We start from the raw sequence: 22,549 nt of genomic DNA on the forward strand, positions 1-22,549 counted from the left end.
AGAAATATTAGTCCGCGACTTAACATTTTCATTTTTAGCCGATGCGGCGTGCGTAAAACTCGTTTCGCACTCATTGATCGGATGTAACAAGTATTCATAAGCCGGCGGCTTCAGAATGCTGGAAATTCCTTGGTTACCTGTTTGGGAAAGCAGGGGTGATGTACCGGGACTGGCGCTGATCTGCCTGCAAACACGTTGAGGCGATGACCTGTGATGGGCGCTTGACCCGATGCCGGTTTCAATCCAGGGAAGGCCTGCGTCTTGGGGCAACCTGATCGGAAGGGATGTCAGAAGGTGTATTTTGCGAATAAAAACAGCACATCCCCCTTGCCCTTGCGCGTCGACATGTGCGGCACATAGGTGCCCATCAGCTTGAAGTTGCGGCTTCCCAGCGAAAACATGGGCAAGACTGCAGGAAAGGGCACGCCGTCGAACCAGTCCTTGCGCTGGATCAGCCCGGCACTCAGGCCGGCACCCGCCTCGAGACCTGTCGAGCCAAGCGGAAATATCCATTGGTAGGCATAGCCTGCAGACCACTGGTGATTCCGGTTGGAGTCGCGGATGACCAGGGCATAAAGGGATTCGTCATTGCCCTGCTCATTGCGTATCGTTTTGCCCACGCCGACGCCCCACGCCTTTTCATTAAGTTTCTGCAAACGCTTGTGGCTGTAGGTATCGCGGCTATGGTGGGCATAACCGGACAAATAGAGATCCCAGTTGCCGCGATCCGCGATACCGGATACACGGTCGATGGCTGCACCCAACGCATTTTGCTCGGGACCTGCTTGATCGCCTGCGGCATCAGCCTGCTGGGCCAGGCAAGAAAGAGGCGCGGCAAACGCCATCAGCAGCAATGCCTTCTTACAACGAACGATATGCGACGCCATCACTACTCCAGTTGATTTTTTTACAACTTTATAGGGATGACAAACTGACAAGTTGTCAATACGCAAACACTCTTTCCGTTAGTCCAGACTCCCGCTGGCGAAGCTGAGGGTGTATCCATTGCGCAGCGCAATCCGGTACGCCAGAGATGGCACGAGCACGGTGCAGGGAACTCGACAAGTCCCGGTGGTACCCATCGGACCATTCTTTTCACTTTGGCGAGGGCGTCCCATGAAAATCGACGGCAAAAGATTGGCGGAACCGCACCTGAGCTCGTCCGGGCTGGCTTTCAACGAGGCAAGGCGCAATGAGCTGACTACCCCAAGACTGCTGGCAAGGCCGGAACATGCCGAAAAGTTCATGCGTGCCGCGCAAGGCGAAAGCAAGGCAGGCCCTCTCCCCGTTCCACTACAGCTTGCTTCCTTGCCTTTCCCGGCGCTTTCATGTCAGATCAATGCCAGTTTCCCGGACGCCGGACAGCAGTCTTGCAAGCGGCCGGCAAACGAGCCGTTTTCCACTCCGCACGACGCTGTACTGTGCTTTGACGAACAACTTAGCGATCAGCGGATCGCTCATCAGCACATGCGCAATCTCGCCAGGTATTTCACGGATACCTGGCCCAGCCGGCTTCCGTTCAGCCAGCCGCAGCAGTTCGAGCAGAGCGAGTACGTGCTAACCCATGGCAACGGGCAATCTCGCCGATGCACGACCTACCGCGAACTTGCCCGTTTCGTCGCCAGCAGCGCCGTACCTGACATGCCGGACCGCCTCCTGCACGTGGCGGGGCCGCAGTTGTCCAACTTTCTGTGCCAGACTTATCTGTATAACCCCGCACTTTGCCTGTTCGGAAATGTCGGCCATCATCGCATCGAACCGCTGGCAAACCTGCGTGTCACGTTCGAAATCGCCTGTAACCCGGATGGAGCGATCAGGGTCCGCTATAGCGCGAGCGATGACCATGTCGACAGAGTCATGCTGGTTGGTCCACAGGAGCACGACGAGCACGAGGCGCCGCTTCTTGCGCCAGCCAGCATCCGGTTCAGCGGCACGCTGCTGTTTGCAGCAGACGGCGCTTATGCTGTCGGCCCGGTGCAAGTGCGTGCCAGTGCCTTCCAGCCGCAACATGCGCCGTATAGCTTGTAGTTTCACTTGACGCTTCGCGCAACGGGCACTTACATTACTGACTCGTCAGTAAGTTATAAGAAGTGCCCAGATGCAATGCCCGTTCAAAAACAAACCCCGCTGGACGCGCCGCAAGGATGCCCGGCCTCAGGAACTGCTGGCCGCTGCGCTGGCGCTGTTCGTTGAACGCGGTTACGCAGCGACCCGCCTGGATGACGTAGCCGCCCGCGCCGGCGTATCCAAAGGCACGCTTTACCTCTATTTCGCCAGCAAGGAAGACTTGTTCCGGGCAGTGGTCCGGGAAAACCTGGTGCCGGTGCTGGACGAGGCTGAACAGATCATCGACGGCTATGCCGGTGACAGCGCGAGCCTGCTGCGCGAATTCATTCTTGGCTGGTGGCAGCGTATCGGCGATACGCCGCTGTCCGGCCTGACCAAGCTGATGATGGCCGAGTCGGGCAACTTTCCCGAAGTCGCCAAGTTCTATCACGATGAAATCATTTCGCGCAGCGACGCGCTGATCGTGCGCATGCTGGAACGCGGCATGGCCCGCGGCGAGTTTCGCCAGGTGGATGCGGCGCAGGCGCGGCTGGTGATCGTGTCGCCCATACTGATGCTCACGCTGTGGCAGCATTCGTTCGATCTCTGCCGGCCGGAACCGATTTCCGTATCGCATTACCTGGAAACGGTGATCGACCTGATGATGCACGGCCTTCTTCCTTCGCCTCCGCCTTCTCCAACTCCCTCTCCTACTCCGACGGAATAGTCATGCTCAGACGCCGGTCATTCTGGATCATTGCCATCGTAGTGCTGCTCGCCGCGGTCGGCGCACGCGGCTTCGTCAAGTCGCGCCAGGCAGCCGCCAGCACGCAGGCCAGCGCGCGCATCGAAGCGCCGCCGTTGCAGTTCCTGGCCTCCGACCTGCTGACGGTCACGCCGCGCGACCTGCGGCAGACGCTGTCGGTGACGGGTTCGCTGCGGGCCATCAACCAGGCTGCGGTGAAGGCCCGGGTGGCGGGCGAGGTGCGGGAAGTGCTGGTCCGCGAAGGCGAGGCGGTGACTGCCGGCCAGGTGCTGGTGCGCATGGACGAAAGCGACTACCGGGCGCGGCAGGCACAGTCGGAAGCGGCGCTGGTGGCCGCCCGCGGCCAGCTCGATATCGCCATCAAGGCGCGCGACAACAACCGGGCCCTGCTGGAGCGCGGCTTCATCTCCAAGAACGCGTTCGACACCACCGCCAGCCAGTACGACATCGCGCTGGCCAATGTCGACGCCGCGGCGGGCGCGCTGGCGGTGACGAAGAAGGCGCTGGCCGATACGGTGATCCGCGCGCCGATCGCGGGCCTGGTGGCCAGCCGCAGCGTGCAGCCGGGCGAAAAGGTCGCGGTCGACGGCAAGCTGCTCGACGTGGTCGACCTGTCCAAATTGGAAATGGAAGTGGCGGTGCCGACCAGCGACATCCTCAGCATCGCGCCCGGCCAGGAAGTGGCGGTCAGGGTGGAAGGCCTGGACAAGCCGATGCCGGCGCGGGTGGCGCGGATCAACCCGGCAACCCAGGCCGGCTCGCGCTCCATCATGGCCTATCTGCAGCTGGATAATCCGCAAAGCCTGCTGCGGGCCGGCATGTTCGGCGAGGCGCGGCTGACGCTGTCGAAGAAATCCGGCGTGCTGGCAGTGCCGCAGTCGGCACTGCAGGGCAATGGCGACAGCTTCTTCGTCTATGCGATCGAAGGCGACAAGCTGGAACGCAAGACGGTGCAGACCGGCATCACCGGCAGCGACGGCGACGCGGTGCTGGTGGAAATCACCGGCGGCTTGGCGCCGGGCGCGCAGGTGGTGCGCCGCAATCTCGGCAACCTGCCCACCGGCGCGACGGTGAAGGTGCTGCAGACCGCCGCCGGCCCGGTTGACGCGTCGGCGCGCTAGAGGAGGCCGCCATGTGGTTCACCCGCATCAGTATCGGCAATCCCGTGCTGGCCACCATGATGATGGTGGCGTTCGTCGTCCTCGGCCTGTTTTCCTACCAGCGGCTGCAGGTGGACCAGTTCCCTGACATCACCTTCCCCATCGTGGTGGTGCAGACCGAATATCCGGGCGCTTCGCCGGAGTCGGTGGAGTCCGACGTCACCCGCAAGATCGAGGAAGTGGTCAACACCATCAACGGCATCGACAGCCTGACCTCGCGCTCCTACGAGGGCAACTCGGTGGTCATCATCCGCTTCCTGCTGACGGTGGACGCGGCCCAGGCGGCGCAGGACGTGCGCGAGAAGGTGGCGCTGGTCAAGCCGGCCTTCCGCAAGGAGGTCAAGGAGCCGCGCATCATGCGCTACGATCCGGCCGACCGCGCCATCTTCTCGATCTCGGTCTCGGCCGAGGAAGGCAGCCAGCGCAATCTGCGCGAGCTGACCACGATTGCCGACCAGGTGGTCAGGAAGCGGCTGGAGAATGTGCGCGGCGTCGGCTCGGTGACGCTGGTGGGCGGCGTCAAGCGCGAGATCCAGATCTATGTGCGGCCCGGCGACATGGAAGCGCTGGGCGTGGGCGTGGACCAGGTGATCGCCGCGGTGCGCAACGAGAACCAGGAACTGCCGACCGGCGCGATCCGCGCGGTGGACAATGAAAAGGTGGTGCAGGTGCAGGGCCGCATCGGCGACCCGGCGGAGTTCAGGCGCATCATCGTGGCCCGCCGCGGCGGCCAGCCGGTGCTGCTGTCGCAGGTGGCCACGGTGGTGGACAGCCAGCAGGAACAGGAGACGCTGGCGCTGTACAACGGCCGCCGCACCCTGGCCATGGACATCCTGAAGGCGCAGGGCCAGAACACCATCGAGGTGGTGGACGGCCTGCGCCAGGCCCTGACCGAGATGGCGCCGACCATGCGCGCGCTCTATCCCGGCGTGCGGCTGGAAGTGATCAAGGACGGCTCGCGCCAGATCCGGGTCGGCGTGGAAAACGTGCGCAAGACCCTGATCGAGGGCGCGGTGCTGACCATCCTGATCGTGTTCCTGTTCCTCAATTCCTGGCGCTCGACGGTCATTACCGGCCTGACGCTGCCGGTGGCGCTGATCGGCACCTTCCTGTTCATGTACGCATTCGGCTTCACCATCAACATGATCACGCTGATGGCGCTGTCGCTGTGCGTGGGCCTCTTGATCGACGACGCCATCGTGGTGCGGGAAAACATCGTGCGGCATGCGGGCATGCGCATCAACGGCCGCTACAAGACCCATAGGCAGGCGGCGCTGGAAGGCACGGCCGAGATCGGCCTGGCGGTGCTGGCCACCACCTTTTCCATCGTGGCGGTGTTCCTGCCGGTGGGCTTCATGGGCGGCATCATCGGCCGCTTCTTCCACCAGTTCGGCATCACGGTGGTGGCGGCGGTGCTGATCTCGATGTTCGTCTCCTTCACGCTGGACCCGATGCTGTCCTCGGTATGGCCCGACCCCGACGCCCATGGCCGCGCCGGCAAGCGCACGCTGTATGACCGCACCATTGGCCGCGTCACCGGCAAGTTCGAGGAATGGGTGCAATCCCTGTCGCGCGTCTACCAGGTGCTGCTGAAGTGGTCGCTGCGGCACCGGGTCGCCACCCTGGTGCTGGCCATCGCCACCTTCTTTGCCGGCCTGGCGCTGCCGGCCTCCGGCCTGATCGGCAGCGAATTCGTGCCGCAGGCGGACTATTCCGAAACCGGCGTGGCCTTCTATACGCCGGTGGGCTCCTCGCTGGAACTGACGGAAGCCAAGGCGCGGCAGGTGGAAGCGGTGCTGCGGGAATTTCCGGAAGTGCTGGACCTCTACACCACGATCAATACCGGCAACGCCGCCGGCAAGAATTTCGCCACCACCTTCGTGCGCCTGAAGCCGCGCGCCGAGCGTAGCCGCAGCGCGGCCCAGCTGACCACGCCGCTGCGGCAGCGCCTGGCCGGCATTCCCGGCATTACGGTCACCCTGGTCGGCAGCCTGGACGACGTCGGCGGCGACAACAAGCAGGTGCGCTTCTCCATCCTAGGCAACGACCTGGCGCAGCTGGCGCGCATCTCGGACGAGGTGCAGCAGCGGCTGCGCAGGATACCCGGCGTGGTCGACCTCGACTCCAGCATGAAGGCGCAAAAACCGACCATTTCCATCCAGCCGCGGCGCGACATCGGCGCCGACCTGGGCGTGGGCGTGGCGCAGATCGGCAATGCGCTGCGGCCGCTGCTGGCGGGCGAAGCGGCCAGCAGCTGGCGCGGCCCGGATGATGAAAACTACGACGTCACCGTGCGCCTGGCGCCGTCCGACCGCGGCAGCAGCGAAGACCTGTCGCGCCTGATGCTGACCAGCTCCCAGCTCAATGCCGACGGCTCGCCGCGCATGGTGCCTCTGCGCCAGGTCGCCACCGTGGCGCCCTCGCTGGGCGCGAACCAGATCAACCGGCGCAACCTGAACCGCGAGGTCGAGATCTCGGCCAACGCGGTCGGCCGCTCGGCCGGCCAGGTCAATGCCGACATCAAGCAGGCGCTGGACGAGATGCACTGGCCGCCCGGCTACCGCTACGAGATCGGCGGCGCCGCCAAGAACATGAAGGAGTCGTTCGGCTACGCGCTGTCGGCGCTGGCGCTGGCCATCATCTTCATCTACATGATCCTGGCTTCGCAGTTCGCCAGCTTCCTGCAGCCGGTGGCCATCATGTCGGCGCTGCCGCTGACGCTGATCGGCGTGTTTCTCGCGCTGATGTCCTTCCGCTCCACGCTCAACATGTTCTCCATCATCGGCTTCATCATGCTCATGGGGCTGGTGACCAAGAATGCGATCCTGCTGGTGGACTTTGCCAACCAATCGCGCCAGGCCGGCATGGAGCGCGGCGCAGCGCTGCTGGAAGCGGCCCATGTGCGGCTGCGCCCCATCCTGATGACCACGCTGGCGATGGTGTTCGGCATGGTGCCGCTGGCCTTCGGCCTCTCGGAGGGATCGGAGCAGCGCGCGCCGATGGGCCAGGCGGTGATCGGCGGCATCATCACCTCCTCCATCCTGACGCTGGTGGTGGTGCCGGTGATTTATACCTATCTCGACGATTTCGCCGCCTGGGCGAAGCGGCGGCGGCGCCCTGCCGAAGCGGTCGGCCAGGGTGCGGCGCCGATCGTCGCGCCACAGGCCGGTCATCGCGACGACGGGCTTTGATAAAATTGCGCCATTTTTCCATTCCTGACACTGAGCCTCTCCATGAACATTGAGCAAGCCCGCTTCAACATGATCGAACAGCAGATCCGCACCTGGGACGTCCTGGATACGGAGATACTGGACCTGCTGCATGTGGTCAGGCGCGAAGCCTTCGTACCGGAAGCCGTCCGCAGCCTGGCCTTCGTCGACACCGAGATTCCCCTGCCGGGCGGCGAAAACATGCTGCCGCCCAAGTTCGAAGCGCGCGTGCTGCAGGAAGTCGCGCCCAGGAAGCATGAAACCGTGCTGGAAATCGGCGCCGGCACCGGCTACATGGCGGCGCTGCTGGCGCACCGGGCGCTGCATGTGACGACCGTGGAAATCTCGCCCGAACTGAAGGCAATGGCCGAGAAAAACCTGGCCGACTACGGCGTGGGCAATGTCGACGTGGTGCTAGGCAATGGCGCCTTCGGCTGGGAAGGCAGCGGCCAGTTCACCGCGCCGTATGACGTGATCGTCATTTCCGGCTCCCTGCCGGTGCTGCCGGACGCCTTCCTGCGCCAGTTGAAGGTCGGCGGCCGCCTGCTGTGCGTGATTGGCGAGCGTCCGGTGATGGAAGCGCGGCTGATCACCCGCACCTCCGAAACCGGCTACCACACCCGCAACCTGTTCGAAACCAGCGTGACGCCGCTGCGCCAGGCGGTTCATCCTTCCCACTTCAAGTTCTGAGGACCAGCGATGCAACATCTGAGCGCGCCTGAACTGGCGCAATGGCTGGCCGATCCGGCCCGCGACAAGCCGCTGCTGCTGGACGTGCGCGAGCCCTGGGAATTCCAGACCTGCCAGATCGCCGGCTCGACCGAGATGCCGATGCGCACGGTGCCGGCGCGGCTGGCCGATCTGCCGCAGGATGCGCCGGTGGTCTGCATCTGCCACCATGGCGCGCGCAGCATGCAGGTGGCGAATTTCCTGGAGCAGCACGGCTTTTCCGAAGTGTCCAACCTGACCGGCGGCATCCATGCATGGGCGCTGCAGGTCGACAACAACATGCCCACTTACTGAAATCCACGCCGGAGACTCTATGCGCCTATCCCGCCTTGCCGCCCTGTTTGCCACCACCCTGTTTGCCTGCCAGACGCAGGCCGCCGACCTGTTGCAGGTTTACCGGGAGGCGCTGGCGAATGACGCGGTGTTTGCCAGCGCCCGGGCGGCGCTGACGGCCGGCGCGGAACGCGCGCCGCAGGGCCTGGCCGGACTGCTGCCCAACATCGGCGTCACCGGCAGCTATGTGCGAACCGACGGCACGGTGGATATCTCCAGCCTGAATGTGCGGCGCGACAGCGGCGCCACCGTCAACAGCTATACGGTGTCGCTGGCACAGCCGCTGCTGCGCTGGGCCAACTGGGAAACCTACCAGCAGGGCAAGCTGCTGACCGCGGTCAGCGAAGCCCAGTTCGCGCAGGCCCAGCAGGACCTGATCGTGCGAGTGGCGCAGGCCTATTTCGACGTGCTGGCGGCGCAGGATGTGCTGGCCACGGTGCAGGCGCAGAAGGTGGCGATCACCGAGCAGCTGGCCTCGGCCAAGCGTAATTTCGAAGTCGGCACCGCCACCATCACCGACAGCCAGGAAGCCCAGGCGCGCTATGACCTGGCCGAGGCGCAGGAATCGGCGGCCATGAACGACCTGGAAGTCAAGCGCAGCGCGCTGCAGCAGATCATCGGCCGCCCGGCCGGCGACCTGGCGACGCTGAAACCCGGCCTGCTGCTGCCCAGGCCGGACCCGGAACGCATGGAGCCGTGGATAGACAGTGCCGAGACCCGCAACTATGGCGTGATGGCGCAGCAGCTGTCGCTGGAAGTGGCGCGGCGCGAAATCAGCAAGAACCGGGCTGGCCATTATCCGACGCTGGACCTGGTGGCCAGCCGCACCCACTCGAACCAGACCGGCGTGCTGCCTACTGCAGTGAACCAGGCATCCGGCATCGTCTCCAACACCAGCAATATCGGCGTGCAGTGGAATATCCCGCTGTTCTCGGGCTTCGCAGTAACCAGCCGCGTAAGAGAATCGATTGCGCTGGAAGAGCGTAGCCGGGCTGACCTGGAAAACGCCCGCCGTGTCGCCACCCAGGGCGCGCGCCAGGCTTTCCTGGGCATCAACAGCGGCCTGGCCCAGGTGCGGGCGCTGCAGGCGGCGGAAGTGTCGAGCCAGTCGGCGCTGGAATCGAACCGGCTCGGCTACCAGGTGGGCGTGCGGATCAATATCGACGTGCTCAATGCGCAGCAGCAGCTTTACGCCACCCGCCGCGACCTGGCGCGCGCCCGCTATGACACCCTGGTCAACAGCCTGCGCCTGAAATCGGCGGCTGGCGTGCTGCGCGAGGAAGACCTAACGCAGGTGAATGCGCTGCTGCAGTCATTTTGAGCGCTAGCTCAGTGCATGGGCGCTCCATAGGGAAGCGGCTATGAGCCGACGCAATCGGCACGATCAGCGCGATCAGCGCTTCTTGTGCTTGGGCCGTTTCATTACCTGCCATGCCATAGGTGAAAGGGCGGAAACCGCGATGCAGTAAATCTGCAGCGTCAGGCCCCGTCATGGATCGAATCCGGCGTCAGGCCTGCCCTGCCCGCCTCACACTTATCACCACCCGCCTGTTTGGCGCCAGGCAATCCTGCTGCTCCTGACCGCTGCCCGCGCAACTTGACAGCGGTACCTTGGGATCGGCCGCGCCCATGCCGCGCACCGTGATCGGCACGTCCGGGAATCCGTTGGCCTTCAGGTAGTCGCGCACCGCTTCCGCCCGCGCCTGCGACAGCTTCAGGTTGACCGCATCGCTGCCGAGCTGATCGGTATAGCCGCTGATAGTCAGGCCGGCAATTGGCTCGCCATCCTCCACCGACGCTTTCGCTTCCTCGATCAGGCTGTCCAGTTCCTCCTTACCCTCCGGTTTCAGCGTTGCCTGGTCGAAGTCGAACAGCACGTCGGACGACAAGTCCAGGTCGTCCGACGCGGGCACATCCGCCTTGCACACCGGGCATGGTTGCCCGCCACAGGCGGTGCCGCTGTCGGATGTGGTATTGGCTGGCGTATTGGCGTCGTCATTGCCGGGGACGGGTTGATCGTTGCCACTGGTGGGTGGCGCCGGCGGATCGCCGCTGCCCTTGTTGCCGGCCGGGTCGGGCGAGGTGGGCGGCTGCGAAGCGGGTGGATTCGACGAACCGCCTGGTCCGGCGGGATCGGCTGACCTGCTGCCTTCCGGCGATATCCACACCGGGTTCGCCCACTCGAAGGCATCGCTGTTCATGTGCAGCGTGATATCGGTGACCACCGGCACCCTTCCCTTGGCCAGCAAGGCGCTGACGAAGCTGTCCTTGCCATCGTCGGCCGCCTGCAGGCCGCCGGTGAACACCTTGCCCACCAGCGGCACGCCCGGCCGGTAGCCATGGGTGATGCGCACCTTGAGCAGATTGGCGTCGAAGATGTTTTGCCCTGAGTTGGCCTTGATGATGGCGGGATTGCGCAGCGCCAGCGAGGAATTGGGCAGCACGCGGGCATCGGTATTGTGCTTTTCCTTCAGCTCCGGCTCGCTGAAGTCATCGAAACTCGCTTTGGTGGGATTGATCAGTTCGAGGCGGAAGTTACCCTGCATGTCGACCGCCGCCCGCGCCGCCGCCTGCGCCACTTCCTCGGCGTTGCTGCCGCCGCCGTACAGCGGCGCCAGATGGCGCAGGTAGGCAGCGCTGATCGACTCGGCGGTCGCATTGTGCATGCTGCCGGCCCGCACCGCCATGAAGCCGGCGTGGTTGACCTGGTTCCTGGTGAAGAACAGTAATGCGTATTGGAGCAGCGCCAGGCCGATCAGCAGCAAAACCGGGGCGACGACGATGAACTCGGTCATCGAGGCGCCGCGCTGGGGGTGGGAGGGTATCGCGGCTTGCTTGCTGAAGAAGGGATGGGCGAGGTGGTGGCCGGACGCGATGCCCAGACGCGTGATGCTGCCGGCGGCCATTTCCAGCACATGTTTTGCGCCCGGCCTGGCACTGGCGCGCCACGGGGGGACGTTGGCGACGCAGCGCAGGACCACGCCGTGGGCGTCGAGATAGAGAACGTCGATGGTTTGCCGCATGAAGGCGGTATGGATGCTGGCGCAGCGGGTCAGAAGCAAGGCGGTCATCGGTTCCAGAGGGCGTGCGAACATCAGCCCGCGCAGACGGTGCCAGAAGTTGTCGGCGGTTCGGACATTCAACGGCTTGAAGCCAGAGCCGGTATGCAGACCGGTTGTGATGTCAGCGCCCGTAGCCTGGGTTGAGCGCAGTGAAACGCGAACCATCCCTGCCTCACTCACAAAATCCTCCGCTCCCAGCCTCCTTGCCACCCCGGTCAACCGGATAAATCACCTGGCGCACAAACCAGTGAAATGAGGAAGAAGTCCATTGCACCATGCGCGGCACAGGCAATACAACGACGGCATCCAGGATGAAGGGCCATTGGGCGCACACTGATTGCAATGCGTTGCGCAGGATTGCGATGTGCTCAATCAGGAAAGAGGAGATCAGATTCAGCACGGCGCCAGTAAATCTGTAACTGGCGCCGTGAAGGAAATTGCGACGGTATTGGACCATGGCTTTTCAGGTTATTTGCAGTTTTTGGTAGGTGGGCACAGGTTTCGCAGCGCTCCACCCAGGCTACGATGGCTGCTTTTTAGGATGCCTCCTTGCCTAATTCGAGCCAAATAATTCTTTCTACAGCCGCTTGAATGAATTTGCATTCAAAAATAGGAACATCTTGACAACTATACAATGACTGCAAACCTGCATTCATTTTTCTCCAGTCATTACCTCGCCACTCACCAGAAAAGTAAATTATTCCTTTTCTATAGAAAAGATCTTCATTTAACTCAGTAAAAAAATAGATAATGCCTGTCTTTTTATCTTTTATTCTTAACAAAGGCTTATCATCTAATCCAAACTCTTTCACCCATAAGTGACCATCAAAACGGTGAATTATTGAGTATATCTCTCTTCTATTGTCAGTCGAAAGATTTGTAATTCGCTGAATCCATACATCAAGGATTTGACAGCTTTCTTTCCCATCAATAGATAAATAGTATCGTCGCGAGGAAAACGGAGTATTTGGCCTTTTTGGCTCAGGAGCCTTAACTTTTTTACAAGTAGATTCCGGCTCCACAACGAAGCGGCTCGTGATTTCCCGGTCAGAATATTCTTCTTCAGCATTACAATTCGAAGAAATAAAAGATAGAATATATAGAAATAAAAATTTCATCACGCCTTACTCTCCTTGGCAAAGAACGAATTGCTACCGACCAAGTTTTTCAATTATGGCCGACACAACCAAGCGATAACGATTCCTGCACTCAATAGGCAATTCAAGCTGACGAAGCTCCAACGGATCGGTGTATGTTGCATTTAGCCACCCAGAAATGACATCATTCCAATATCCCTTAGGATCAGTCAATGGATCATTTTTCGCAAATTCAGGAAAATGGAATAGAAGCATATAGCTTATGGCTAAATATTTTCTCGAAATTTCACAATTTACGGGACTAAATCCCGCAGCGGCACTGTAACCTGCATTCCCATAAACATAATCGACTTGCATTCTTTCTCCACTAACCTTATCCAATAAAATTAGCGGTACCCAGCTTCCAGCCATGATAGGCGAAACTTTCCATCGCCCTCCGGTGTATTTTGAAATCCGTATTGGATATCCATAAATCTTACTAGTGAACTTTGATGTCTCCATCTCACCTACATCATATAATTCACACATACCATCACCATCAGCATCAAGCCAACGCCGCATAAATATTTTATGTTTATTTTTTTCTGGATCGAGGAAAAATATTGGTGGAATAGGCTTTGCCGATGGCCTATTGCATTTTCCAGCATTCACCCACAAAAAATCTTCTTTAAATTTATCAGGCTGCTGTGGTTCACCAAGATCACCTGCTACTGAACTTTTTAAAATAGCCATTCCTAGAAAAAAAATATAGATTTTCTTCATGATTCAACCAAGGTTTAAAGGCAAAAGAAGCAAACCGTTCAAACTAATATCTGACTTTCTGGCACACCGCAGCGAAGAGTAATTGCCATATTCATCGAAGCCTGGAGAGCCAGCCATTTTTTTTACGTAATCATGTGCATCGTTCTTTTTTAAATCTTGAATGCTAGACCACCAAGCGCCGCCGTTGTGTCTACGTGCGAGACGCAGAGCCATCTCTAAATTTATACTCAGCTGGTTTTCCGCGGTTTTTTCTTTTGCCAAAGGATAGAGATGGTCTTCACTGTACTTAAGGCCATGCTCTTTGTCATTTATTAACTGCTGCTCCCGAATTTGAAAATACAAAATAGCAAGTGCCTCCATCTTTCCGCCGGCTGAATTATCACTAGCAAGATTCCTAAACCATTTTTCTGCATCAGAAACTGTATTCCATGCATGCCAGGAAAGTGAATCCAGCAGTTCCTTTGGATTAGTTCCATTAACATAATCTACTTTTGATTTAAGTTCACCATTAACGAATTTTTTCAAAAAATCCCAAGCATTGCTTTCAAGACCTGTTTTCATCGAAAACTCTTCTCTAACAGTCACTTTTAAATCTTCCCATTGCTTTGAACTGTCCAATCCCGAAGGGCAATCCATATTTCTATAGAGATAACGACTTTTTTTACCACTCAAACAATCAGCGTATACATAGGCCCATCTGGCACGCGTCGATGCCAAATTAATATCACTCTTACTAGCATTACTATCGAATATTCTATCAATTAATACTGTGCTAATTTTGTATTTTATGACCGCAGAGTCATTAAGAATATTTTCCGTAATAATTTCAGTAAAAGTTTCTGGCGCGAATTGAAGATGACTGAACGCAGCAGGTATTCTATTTTTGTATTCACTTGGAATTTTCAAAAATATACCAGCTTTAGATGGGCAACCGTTCAATGCACAGTCTTTATAAACCTCAGTTATTTCATTTAATGAAATCGCCTGATTTAGCTTTAAAAATTTTCTGATTCTTATTGTTTCCACTTCATTTTTGCTGAGCGATATATCACCGCAATTCAAAATTCTCTGCGGAACCTTATTTTCAATAGGCGATATCGGATTTTCATCTGCAGCAAAATTTATTGGAGGAAGAAGCATGTTTTTAACAGGGCACAGTTTCGCGTCTTCCGTATTGCCTACTAACCCTGCCACTAACAACGCCGCATCCCGATTACTAAAATTCCCAATCGTAAAATTCGGCAACCCAATCAAATTTTTCCCGTAGTGCTTCCTGAACCCATCCACCGTCTCATCCGCCGCGCCATTCCATGACACCGCCTTCTTCCCACCCGTTAGATAATCCCCGCCGCCGTCGAACAGCAGACCGGTCTGGTTTTTCGCGTACTTTTCCATTAACTGATTGATCGCGTCGCTGCCGCCGTCGCCGCTGGCTTCGATGCCGTCGATGCTGAAGGCCCAACGAGCGCGGGTGAAGCCCTGAGTCACGCCCAGCTGCTTACCCTTGGCGTCGGTGGTCAAGGCGTAATAGATCAGGCGGGCGGCGCCGTCGGGGTCGATGTATTGCCAGGGTTGACCGGCGACGTAGGCGGTGAGGTCCAGGCGTAGCGCGGGCGGGACGTCGGCGAACAGGGTGTCGGCGATGCCGGCCGGGTCGGGGCTCAGGAAGCGACCCTGCGATGGGTCGTAGTAGCGGGCGATGTGGTAGGACAGGCCGGTTTCATCGTCGGCATACTGGTTCACCAGACGCAACCTGGGGTCGTGCGGGCTGGGCAGCGCGTTCTTGGGGCGACTGCCCCAGGCGTCGAGTTCGGCGCGCCACAGGGTTTGGGCTGGCTTGCCATCATTGGCCAGGGCGCGCACTTCACTCAGCGCGCCGCGGCTGTCGGTTTGCAGCGCATGCGCGACGCCCTCGCGCAACCAGGCTACTGCCCGATAACCCTCATACAGGTACTGGTTCAGGCTGCGACGGCGCTTTGGATTGATCCTTACCGCAGCAACCAGTTGCGTGCCTTCGTACAGGTAGTACTCATCGCCAGCAGCGGTGTGCTTGCTGGCGCGGCGACCGCGGGCGTCGTAGCGGTAGCGGGCAACCGGTTGAGATCCGGATTGGTCGGCGCCGGGCACCACACCTACCTCGCTCAGCTGGCGGGCGGCATTCCAGCGCAGCAGTAGTTTTCCCCCGGGAGCGGACAGGCGGTGCGGCAAGCCGGCTGCATCATGGTCGGCGCCTGGCGCCTGGGCGCTCAAGCCGGGTTCGGCATCAGGCGGCCTCCCGGGCCAGGCGATTGGCCCGGCAGCTCCTGCCGCTCCTGCCGCTCCTGCCGCTCCTGCCGCTCCTGCCGCTCCTGCCCTCACCGCATTCAATCCCGCTGTCATCGTCATCGCCGCCGCGCCCGATGCCGCCAACGTTTGCTCCGCTTCCCGCGGCGCAAACACCGCAATGCGGGTTTTCCAATGCCAGCGGTCCAGCCAGGTTTCGGGCAATCGGGTCATCAGCCCATCCAGCCAGACCGGCCAGTGGATTTGCTCGATGGCTGCCTGCTGGCTGCGATACGGTGCGCTGGCGTAGTAGCGCCAGGCCAGCCGCTCGCCGCCCGGCAGGGTGCGCGAGATCAGGCGGCCGGCGCTGTCGTAGCGCGACTGCAGGCTCATCCGGACCGGCGCGCCGCCGTCGGCGCCCGCGATTTCCACCTGCATCTGGCTGACCTGGCCCCAGGGGGCGTGGCGGTAATGCGTGGCATGGGTCTGCTGTCCGGCGATGCGCACGGTTTCAGTAAGCCGCTCGGGACCGCGCCAGGCAATGTCCACCCGCTCGGGCAACGCGCCCGGCATGGTCCGCTCTACCCGCAGCAGGCGGCCGGCGGCGTCGTAGCGGGCCAGCGTGATGGCGGCGCGCGCATCGCGGATCTCGACCAGGCGGCCGGCTTCGTCATAGCGGGCATGCTGCCAGCCCTGGCCGGGATTGCGTATGGCCACCACTTGGCCGAAATCGTCGATGCGGCGTTCGGCCGAGCGGCCATTGGCGTCGAAGCGCAGCGCTTCATGGGCGGCCGCGGTCAGCGGGTCGCCGTACTGGGTCGGCCAGAGCGCACCGGGAGCATTGGTCTGGTCTGCCGGGGGCAACAGGCCAGGTGCGGCAAGGGCTGGGCTGACCGCAGTGCCTGCCAGCGATGCCGCAAGCGCTCTGACGGCAACAGCAGATGGCATTGCTGCTGACTTCATGGAAGTTGTAGAAATCGCAGAGGTCGCCGAGGTCGTGGAAGTTGTGGATGCCATCGAAGCCTGCGCCCCGACCAACCCGCCTTCATCCAGTTCCCGCACCGTGCCATCGGCTTCCACCAGCGCGCTCGGCCGGCCCAGCGCATTCCAGCGAATGCCCAGCTCCCGTTCGGCCAGCACCGTGAGGCCGTCCACATCCAGCACCCGTTCCCCCACCTGCTCCACCTGCCCCAGCGGATCGTAGGCATAGCGCAGTTGCCGCACCGTGCGCTCCCAGCGCAGCGTCAGCACGGCGAGGCGGCCGGTGTGCGGGTCGTATTCCATCTCGCTGATGGCGCCCATCGGATGGCGAACGCGGCGCACGTAAGCGCCCGCGGCGTCCCATTCATAGCGGGTGATGTCGGAGTCGGCCGGCGTGCCGGCCGGGCCGTTGGGCAGCGGGCCGTCGATTTCCGAAAGCAGGCTGCGCCCGGCGATCTCTGCATAACGGTAACGGGTGGTGCGCGCCTGCATGCTGCCATCCGCCGGGTGGTAGCCGGTTTCGGTCACGGTCAGCGGCTGCCGCCGCTGGTTGTACTCGATGACGGTCTTGTGATCGTGCCCGGCCAGCACGCTGGGCATGGCGACCTGCTTGGGGCCATGCTGGCCGGCCGGCAACGGCGTTGCAGGCGATGTCCCGGACGCCGCAGCCGCGATGCCGGCCGGCCGGTACAGCTGGCGCAGCATTAGGGTGCGGCCGGTTTCTCGGCCATGGGCATACTGAACGGTCTTGCTGGAATATGTCCGGCCCCATGCATCGTGCTCCTCGCGCCGGCCTTCGACCGGCATGCCCCGCGCATCCAGCCGGGTGACTTCCTGCAGCCGCCCAAGGTGGTCATAGCCATAGCGCAGATTGACCGGACCACAGCGCTCGCAGCCGGCGCCCCGCGCTTCCAGCAGGCGGAAAGCGCCGTTGACGATGGCATGGCGGTAGACGGTGACGCGGCCATCGCCATCGGTGAGCGTGGTGCGGCCGGGCGTGCGCCGGTCCAGCATGATCAGGCCGGCGCCGGCATGCGGCTGGCTGCCGGGTGCCGCGTCCTGCGCCGCCTTGCCGCTGGCCGACAGCACCGCCAGGCCGTTGCGGTCATAGGCCCAGCGGGCAATGCGCTGGTCGAACTGGCGGCCGTCGCTGCCGGCGCCGGTGACGGAAATGCCGGTCAGGAACGCGGGAAAGCGCGGATCCTCGTAGTGATAGCGCCGCCGCAGGGTGCTGCGGCTGTAGTCGGCGGGCCGGTCGCCGCGGCCGTCGAGCGAGCGCAGCCTGCCCGGCTCGTGGTGGGTCGGCAGATGGACCGCAAGCAGGTTTTCCGCCTGCTGGGGCGGGTCGCCCGGCGCGGCGTCGCCATAGTCGTAGAGGATGCGGCCGACCGGGGTATCCACGTGGCGAATCGCGCTCAGCCGGCCCGGCCGCAGGCTTGCCTTTCCGGGGTAGTGGAAGCTGAGGCTGCGGCCCTGCGGATCGGTGACGCTGGCAAGGCGGCCATCGGCCAGGCGCTCGATTACCAGCGCCTCGCCGCCGGCTAGTGTGATGCGCCGCAGACGGCCGTTGCGGTCGAAGCCGAGTTCGCGGCCATCCGGCCAGCGCCAGCGGTAATGCAGCACATCGTCGCCGCGCGCGATGCGCACCACGCCCTCGGCCGGATTGGCGCTGGCAAAGAGTGTGGTGCGCAGCGCGCTGCGCGCGAAGCTGCGCCGCGCGCCGTCGGCCTGCACAATGTGCAGCGTGCGGCCCTGCGCATGCAGCCGGGTGTCATAGGAAAACTGCCAGCCTCGGCCGATGCCATACAGCGGCATGCCCGGCCGCGCCAGTTCGCTGTTGTAGTGGCGGACCAGTTCCAGGCCCAGTGCGCCGGGCAGCGCCGCCATGTCGGTCTCGCGCTGGTGCTTGTTGCCGGTGATGAGATTGACCGGATTGCCCACGCCCTGCGGCACGCCGCCGGTGGCGGGCAGCCCGGCGACCTGCTCCTCGCCGCAGGGAGAGCCGGCGACATCCGGCCCGCAGGCGGACGGCTCGGCGGCCCGGCCATGGCTGGGAATGACGCAGGCAAGCAGCAGCAAGGCAATCGGAAGGATCCGGCAAAGGCATGCACGCATGGCGACGCGATCGGCAAACAATCAAGGCAATCAACGCGGCGGGCTGCCTGCCGGCCACGGGCTGCCGCGCTGCGTCGCAGGCGGGAAAGGAAGGCGATACGGGCAAGTCGGGTAAATCGGGCAAGACGTGCGAGACCAAAGACTGAGGCAGTGCCGGCCAGGCCGGCGCGGGCATGTGCCCGGGCGCTACGGAAACGGTGAGGCAAGGCAGGACTGCGATGCTGCTGCGCCTGCCCGTCAAAGGCAAGCGCGTCTGGCGCAATGGCAGGAAAACGGCGACGGCCGGCAAGGCCGGTTTGCAGGCTGTTCTTCTATCGAATCGAGCATGCACAGGCGGCAACGAAGCCCGCTGATAATGCCCGTTTGCGCGGTGGATTCAGCCAAATGGCGAGAGCGGCCGCAGGCCGGGTGCATGCGACGGATACGCTGTCAGGGCCTGGGGTATCGCGATGGGCGCCGATACCGGTCGCGGCAATGCCTCGGGCGCCAGCGCCGTTTCGGTATCGGCCGTCTGTGCTGTGCTCACCGTTGCCTGGCTCGGCTGCGGACCAGGCGTCTGCGCATCGACCGGCGTCGTCCCCTGCTGCAGGTTCAGCGACAGCTGCGCCATGTAGGCCTGCCAGACGGGCAGGCTGGCATCCGGCGGCGGTGCGACTGGAATGCTGCCCGCGGCCCGTATCGCCGCCGTCACCCGCGTGCCTGCCGGTATCTCCGCATAGTCGTTGATGACTGCGCCTGGCTCTGCCCGTACGTCGGCGCCAAGGCGCGCGCCATGGCCGACCACGACGCCCTGACCCAGGGTGAGGTTGCCTTCGACGATAAACATCGCCGGCAGGGTGGTCCGTGGGCCAACGCAGAACCGGCGCACCCGGGCGCGGTCGGCCACGACTACGCCAGGAGGCAAACGCACGCGCGGCCCGATCACCACATCCTTCCCCAGCAGCACGCCATCGCCGACGCAGGCGCAGGCCCCTATCACCGCATTGCCGGTAAACACCACTTCGCTGCCCAGCGTGACATTGCCGGCAATCTGCAGACGGTCGATGCGGGCGCCGTCGCCGATGACGGCGCCGTCCGGAACGGGCACGCCTGGCCCGAGCCGTATGCCGGCGCCGAAAACGACCTGCCGGCCGATCGTCACGCCGGCTGACATCGACAGGTCGCCATGTATGCGCGTGCCGTACGGCACCCGGACATTGCTGGCGATGGACAGCGCGCCCAGGCGGGTGCCGGGCGCCACCTGCAGGCCTTCCGGCAGGCGCACATGGGGCCCGATTTCCACGTTGGCGCCGAACTCGACATCGCTGCCCAGCACGGCGCCGCGCCGGACGATCAGGTTGCCGCCGATGCGCGTTCCCGCTGGCAGCGACACGCCCTCGCCCAGGCGCAGATCGCCCAGCCGAGCGCCGTCGCACAGCATCGTGCCGGCCGGCAGCGCGACGCCCGGGCCGATCACCACGTCCCGCCCCAGCATCGCGTTGTCGCCGATGCAGGCAGCCGCGCCGACGATGGCGTTGCCATGCAGGTGAAAGCAGGCGGGCAGGTCCGCGTCCGGCGCGATCTCAAGGCGGGTGATGCGCGCCTGGTCGGCGATGCGCGCGCCGTCAGGTATGCATACGCCGGGTCCGACCTCCACATCGTCGCCGAACTCGACGCCCGCCCCGACCCGCACGCCCTGCGCCAGGCGCAGGCTTCCGCCGATCCGGGTGCCGGCCGGGAGCGTCACGTCAGGCGCGACTTCGAAGAAGCGCACCCGGGCGCCGGCGCGAAATACCAGTCCATCCGGAACCCGGCAGGCGGTCTTGATGCGCACGCCATGCTCCAAGCGGATATGGTCGCCAAGCGCGACGCCGCTGGCGAGATACAGGTCGCCAGCGATGCAGGTATCCGATCCCAGCAGCGCGCCAGCCACGTCGCACTTGCGCACTACTGCGCCGGGAGCGACCGAGAGTCCGTCCGGGATCGTGGCGCGCAGGGTGACGTCCGCGCCCAGGATCACGCCGCGTCCGACCCGCGCAGTCGGACCGACGATGAGATTGCCATGGATGGCGGTGCGAAGCGGAAGCGGCGCATGCAGCCGCAGGTAGTTGATTCGCGCTCCTCTGGCGACATGGACGCCAGCCGGCAGCTGCACTGCCGGGCCGATCCGGTTGTCTCCCTCGAACACCACGCTGCGTCCGACCCGGCACTGGCGTCCCAGTGTCAGGTTGCCGCCGATCATGGTCTGGTGCGGCAGCTCGCAGCCGTTCAGTTGCAGGCGCTCGATGCGCGCATTTGCCATCACCGTCACGCCGGATGGAATGATCACGTCGGGGCCGACGTCGGCGCCATAGCCGAACACCACGCCGATGCCGACCACGCAGTTGCGGCGCAGCGTCAGGTCGCCGTGCAGCACGGTGCCGGGCGGTATGCTGGCGCTGGCGGCGATGTTGCAGCGGCTGATCCTGGCGCCGGCGGCGACCATGATGCCGCGCGGCAGATGGAGCCCGCTGCCGATTTCCGCTTCGGCGCCGACCTCGACGTCGGCGCCGAAGCACACCCCGCCGCCGATGCGGCTGCGCGTCCCCACGGAGAGGCTGCCCTCGATCCGGGTGCCCGGCGCCAGCACCACGCCCCGCCCAAGGTAGAGCTGACGCACCCGCGCCAGGTCGGCCACGACGATGCCGTCAGGCAGATGGACGCCGGCGCCGATCTCCGCATTCGCGCCCAGGCTTACCTGCCTGCCCACGCGCACGCCGCGCTGCAGGCGCGCGCTGCCGCACAGCACGGTGCCGGCCGGCAGCAATACGCCCTCCAGCGCCAGGCTCGTGACCCGGGCGCCGGCAGCCACCACCACGCCCTCCGGGATCAGCACGCCGGCGCCGACTTCGGCGCCGCCCTGGATGATGGCGCCGCTTTCCACCACGCTGCCCCTGCCGATGCGCACGCCCGGCCCCAGCAGCGCATCCGGCGCCACCTGCGCCTTCTCGTCCACCTGCGCCATCCATCCGGCCATCAGCCGGGCCGAGGGATGGCGGGGATGCAGCATCTCCTGCGGCCACATGGCCGCCAGCTTCATTACCGCATCGGCCAGCAGCACAGCGGCCGACAGGCTGCCTTCCAGTGCTTCGCCAGACGCTGCCTTGTCGATGGCGTCGGCCAGCAGCATGCAGGTTTCGCTCATGCCGTTGAAGTCGCTCAGTCCCGTGTCTTCGGCCTGCGCCATCAGCGTGGCCAAGCCGCGGCACTGCGCCGAATCGGCATCCCAGCCCCAGCCCTGGCCGGCGTCATGAAACATCAGCCTGAACAGAAGGAGCACCGACGCCTTGAAGTGACGCTCCACTTCCTGCGCGACGCGGGCCTGCCAGCCGGGCGCGCAGATGAGCTGCGGCGGCTGGCCCGGCGCCTGCAGCAGGAAGCCATGCGCCAGCGTGTCGGCATCAAGCCAGGCGCAGCCTTGCGGCATTGCCGCGACGCTCAGGCGCGGCCGCCTGGCCTCCTGTTCCAGCAGGCGGTCGCGCAGCAGCAGCTTCTGCAGCGGCTGCCAGGCCAGCTGCAGCCATGGCCCATCCTCATGACCCGCACCCTGACCGGGGCTGCGCAGGTGGGGATGGCTGTCGCAAGGCTGCATGGCATCGGCCATCAGCGGCACGGCCGAAAGCTCGGCCAGCATGCCGCCGGCGCCGCGTGCCGACATGCCGATCGCATCCGGCGTCGCGGCACGGCCCATGCTGAGCGCGGCGGCATACAGGCCGTTCCATGTGCCCGTGCTGACGCCGATGCGCAGCGCCGCTTCGTCGCCGCTGATCAGCCCGTGGCTGCGGTTCCAGCGGGCCAGCTGGCGCATCGCATGCTCATACTGGCGCGGGTCCTGATAGACGGCGACGATGCCGTCGGCGGCGGGCCTGGAACAAGCGAGGAACTCGGCGATGACGTCCAGCCCATCGGAATAAAACGTGGTTGCTTGATGCATGACGGCCTTTCCTGCTTCGGGGTCGATGAAGGAAAGCGACAGTAAGGCCTGACCGCCCGCGCCGCCTTGGGACGG

At 63.1% G+C, this 22,549-nt stretch carries 15 protein-coding genes; 8 read left to right on the forward strand and 7 right to left on the reverse strand.

Features of this window, described 5'->3' with window-relative positions:
- Nucleotides 1-287: 287 nt before the first annotated feature.
- Nucleotides 288-953, reverse strand: coding sequence for a hypothetical protein (locus ABC383_RS09665; protein ID WP_413013489.1), 666 nt, complete (start codon nucleotides 951-953; stop codon nucleotides 288-290).
- Nucleotides 954-1,116: 163 nt separating this feature from the next.
- Here ABC383_RS09665 and ABC383_RS09670 point away from each other — a divergent pair, with 163 nt between their 5' ends.
- The 7 genes from ABC383_RS09670 (at nucleotide 1,117) to ABC383_RS09700 (ending at nucleotide 9,564) form a co-directional block, all read left to right on the forward strand.
- Entirely contained in the window at nucleotides 1,117-2,028 is a 912-nt protein-coding gene (locus ABC383_RS09670; protein ID WP_413013491.1) for a hypothetical protein, read from the forward strand.
- Nucleotides 2,029-2,098: 70 nt separating this feature from the next.
- On the forward strand, nucleotides 2,099-2,773 hold the full coding sequence (locus ABC383_RS09675; protein ID WP_413013494.1) for a TetR/AcrR family transcriptional regulator: 675 nt from the start codon (nucleotides 2,099-2,101) through the stop codon (nucleotides 2,771-2,773).
- A gap of 2 nt (nucleotides 2,774-2,775) precedes the next feature.
- Nucleotides 2,776-3,933 carry an efflux RND transporter periplasmic adaptor subunit gene (locus tag ABC383_RS09680; protein WP_413013495.1) on the forward strand — a complete coding sequence of 386 codons (1,158 nt, stop codon included), beginning with the start codon at nucleotides 2,776-2,778 and terminating at the stop codon, nucleotides 3,931-3,933.
- Between the two features lie 11 nt (nucleotides 3,934-3,944).
- Nucleotides 3,945-7,163 (forward strand): efflux RND transporter permease subunit, encoded by a 3,219-nt coding sequence (locus ABC383_RS09685; RefSeq protein ID WP_413013497.1) that lies wholly within the window; start codon nucleotides 3,945-3,947, stop codon nucleotides 7,161-7,163.
- A 42-nt stretch (nucleotides 7,164-7,205) separates the two neighbouring features.
- Nucleotides 7,206-7,871, forward strand: coding sequence for a protein-L-isoaspartate O-methyltransferase family protein (locus ABC383_RS09690; RefSeq protein WP_413013499.1), 666 nt, complete (start codon nucleotides 7,206-7,208; stop codon nucleotides 7,869-7,871).
- A gap of 9 nt (nucleotides 7,872-7,880) precedes the next feature.
- Nucleotides 7,881-8,204 carry a rhodanese-like domain-containing protein gene (locus ABC383_RS09695; protein ID WP_413013501.1) on the forward strand — a complete coding sequence of 108 codons (324 nt, stop codon included), beginning with the start codon at nucleotides 7,881-7,883 and terminating at the stop codon, nucleotides 8,202-8,204.
- Nucleotides 8,205-8,223: 19 nt separating this feature from the next.
- Nucleotides 8,224-9,564, forward strand: coding sequence for a TolC family outer membrane protein (locus ABC383_RS09700; RefSeq protein ID WP_413013503.1), 1,341 nt, complete (start codon nucleotides 8,224-8,226; stop codon nucleotides 9,562-9,564).
- Nucleotides 9,565-9,751: 187 nt separating this feature from the next.
- Here ABC383_RS09700 and ABC383_RS09705 read toward each other — a convergent pair whose 3' ends face one another.
- The 5 genes from ABC383_RS09705 to ABC383_RS09725 all read right to left on the reverse strand — a co-directional run bounded on the left by ABC383_RS09705 (nucleotide 9,752) and on the right by ABC383_RS09725 (nucleotide 18,543).
- The gene (locus tag ABC383_RS09705) at nucleotides 9,752-11,470 is read right to left on the reverse strand and encodes a DUF192 domain-containing protein (RefSeq protein ID WP_413013505.1); all 1,719 of its coding nucleotides are present in this window, start codon (nucleotides 11,468-11,470) and stop codon (nucleotides 9,752-9,754) included.
- Nucleotides 11,471-11,477: 7 nt separating this feature from the next.
- On the reverse strand, nucleotides 11,478-11,762 hold the full coding sequence (locus ABC383_RS09710; RefSeq protein WP_413013507.1) for a hypothetical protein: 285 nt from the start codon (nucleotides 11,760-11,762) through the stop codon (nucleotides 11,478-11,480).
- A 79-nt stretch (nucleotides 11,763-11,841) separates the two neighbouring features.
- Nucleotides 11,842-12,426 carry a hypothetical protein gene (locus ABC383_RS09715; RefSeq protein ID WP_413013508.1) on the reverse strand — a complete coding sequence of 195 codons (585 nt, stop codon included), beginning with the start codon at nucleotides 12,424-12,426 and terminating at the stop codon, nucleotides 11,842-11,844.
- Nucleotides 12,427-12,456: 30 nt separating this feature from the next.
- Nucleotides 12,457-13,164, reverse strand: coding sequence for a hypothetical protein (locus ABC383_RS09720; RefSeq protein WP_413013510.1), 708 nt, complete (start codon nucleotides 13,162-13,164; stop codon nucleotides 12,457-12,459).
- A gap of 3 nt (nucleotides 13,165-13,167) precedes the next feature.
- On the reverse strand, nucleotides 13,168-18,543 hold the full coding sequence (locus ABC383_RS09725) for a DUF6531 domain-containing protein (protein ID WP_413013512.1): 5,376 nt from the start codon (nucleotides 18,541-18,543) through the stop codon (nucleotides 13,168-13,170).
- 197 nt (nucleotides 18,544-18,740) lie between these two features.
- Here ABC383_RS09725 and ABC383_RS09730 point away from each other — a divergent pair, with 197 nt between their 5' ends.
- A complete protein-coding gene (locus tag ABC383_RS09730) occupies nucleotides 18,741-18,875 on the forward strand; it encodes a hypothetical protein (RefSeq protein WP_413013513.1) in 135 nt (44 codons plus the stop codon).
- A gap of 23 nt (nucleotides 18,876-18,898) precedes the next feature.
- On the opposite strand, the gene ABC383_RS09735 is transcribed toward ABC383_RS09730, so the two are convergent.
- Nucleotides 18,899-22,474 (reverse strand): hypothetical protein, encoded by a 3,576-nt coding sequence (locus ABC383_RS09735; protein WP_413013514.1) that lies wholly within the window; start codon nucleotides 22,472-22,474, stop codon nucleotides 18,899-18,901.
- Nucleotides 22,475-22,549: the final 75 nt, after the last annotated feature.

The sequence above is a fragment of the Noviherbaspirillum phoenicis genome (assembly GCF_047237965.1).
In the GTDB taxonomy this organism is placed as follows: domain Bacteria; phylum Pseudomonadota; class Gammaproteobacteria; order Burkholderiales; family Burkholderiaceae_D; genus Noviherbaspirillum_A.

What these genes read in the sequence shown, in the direction of transcription:
- ABC383_RS09700 (WP_413013503.1), top strand. Translation starts at nt 8,224, where the DNA reads ATGCGCCTATCCCGCCTTGCCGCCCTGTTTGCCACCACCCTGTTTGCC.
- ABC383_RS09735 (WP_413013514.1), bottom strand. Translation starts at nt 22,474, where the DNA reads ATGCATCAAGCAACCACGTTTTATTCCGATGGGCTGGACGTCATCGCC.
- ABC383_RS09670 (WP_413013491.1), top strand. Translation starts at nt 1,117, where the DNA reads ATGAAAATCGACGGCAAAAGATTGGCGGAACCGCACCTGAGCTCGTCC.
- ABC383_RS09710 (WP_413013507.1), bottom strand. Translation starts at nt 11,762, where the DNA reads ATGGTCCAATACCGTCGCAATTTCCTTCACGGCGCCAGTTACAGATTT.
- ABC383_RS09695 (WP_413013501.1), top strand. Translation starts at nt 7,881, where the DNA reads ATGCAACATCTGAGCGCGCCTGAACTGGCGCAATGGCTGGCCGATCCG.
- ABC383_RS09730 (WP_413013513.1), top strand. Translation starts at nt 18,741, where the DNA reads ATGCTGCTGCGCCTGCCCGTCAAAGGCAAGCGCGTCTGGCGCAATGGC.
- ABC383_RS09705 (WP_413013505.1), bottom strand. Translation starts at nt 11,470, where the DNA reads ATGGTTCGCGTTTCACTGCGCTCAACCCAGGCTACGGGCGCTGACATC.
- ABC383_RS09690 (WP_413013499.1), top strand. Translation starts at nt 7,206, where the DNA reads ATGAACATTGAGCAAGCCCGCTTCAACATGATCGAACAGCAGATCCGC.
- ABC383_RS09680 (WP_413013495.1), top strand. Translation starts at nt 2,776, where the DNA reads ATGCTCAGACGCCGGTCATTCTGGATCATTGCCATCGTAGTGCTGCTC.
- ABC383_RS09720 (WP_413013510.1), bottom strand. Translation starts at nt 13,164, where the DNA reads ATGAAGAAAATCTATATTTTTTTTCTAGGAATGGCTATTTTAAAAAGT.
- ABC383_RS09685 (WP_413013497.1), top strand. Translation starts at nt 3,945, where the DNA reads ATGTGGTTCACCCGCATCAGTATCGGCAATCCCGTGCTGGCCACCATG.
- ABC383_RS09675 (WP_413013494.1), top strand. Translation starts at nt 2,099, where the DNA reads ATGCAATGCCCGTTCAAAAACAAACCCCGCTGGACGCGCCGCAAGGAT.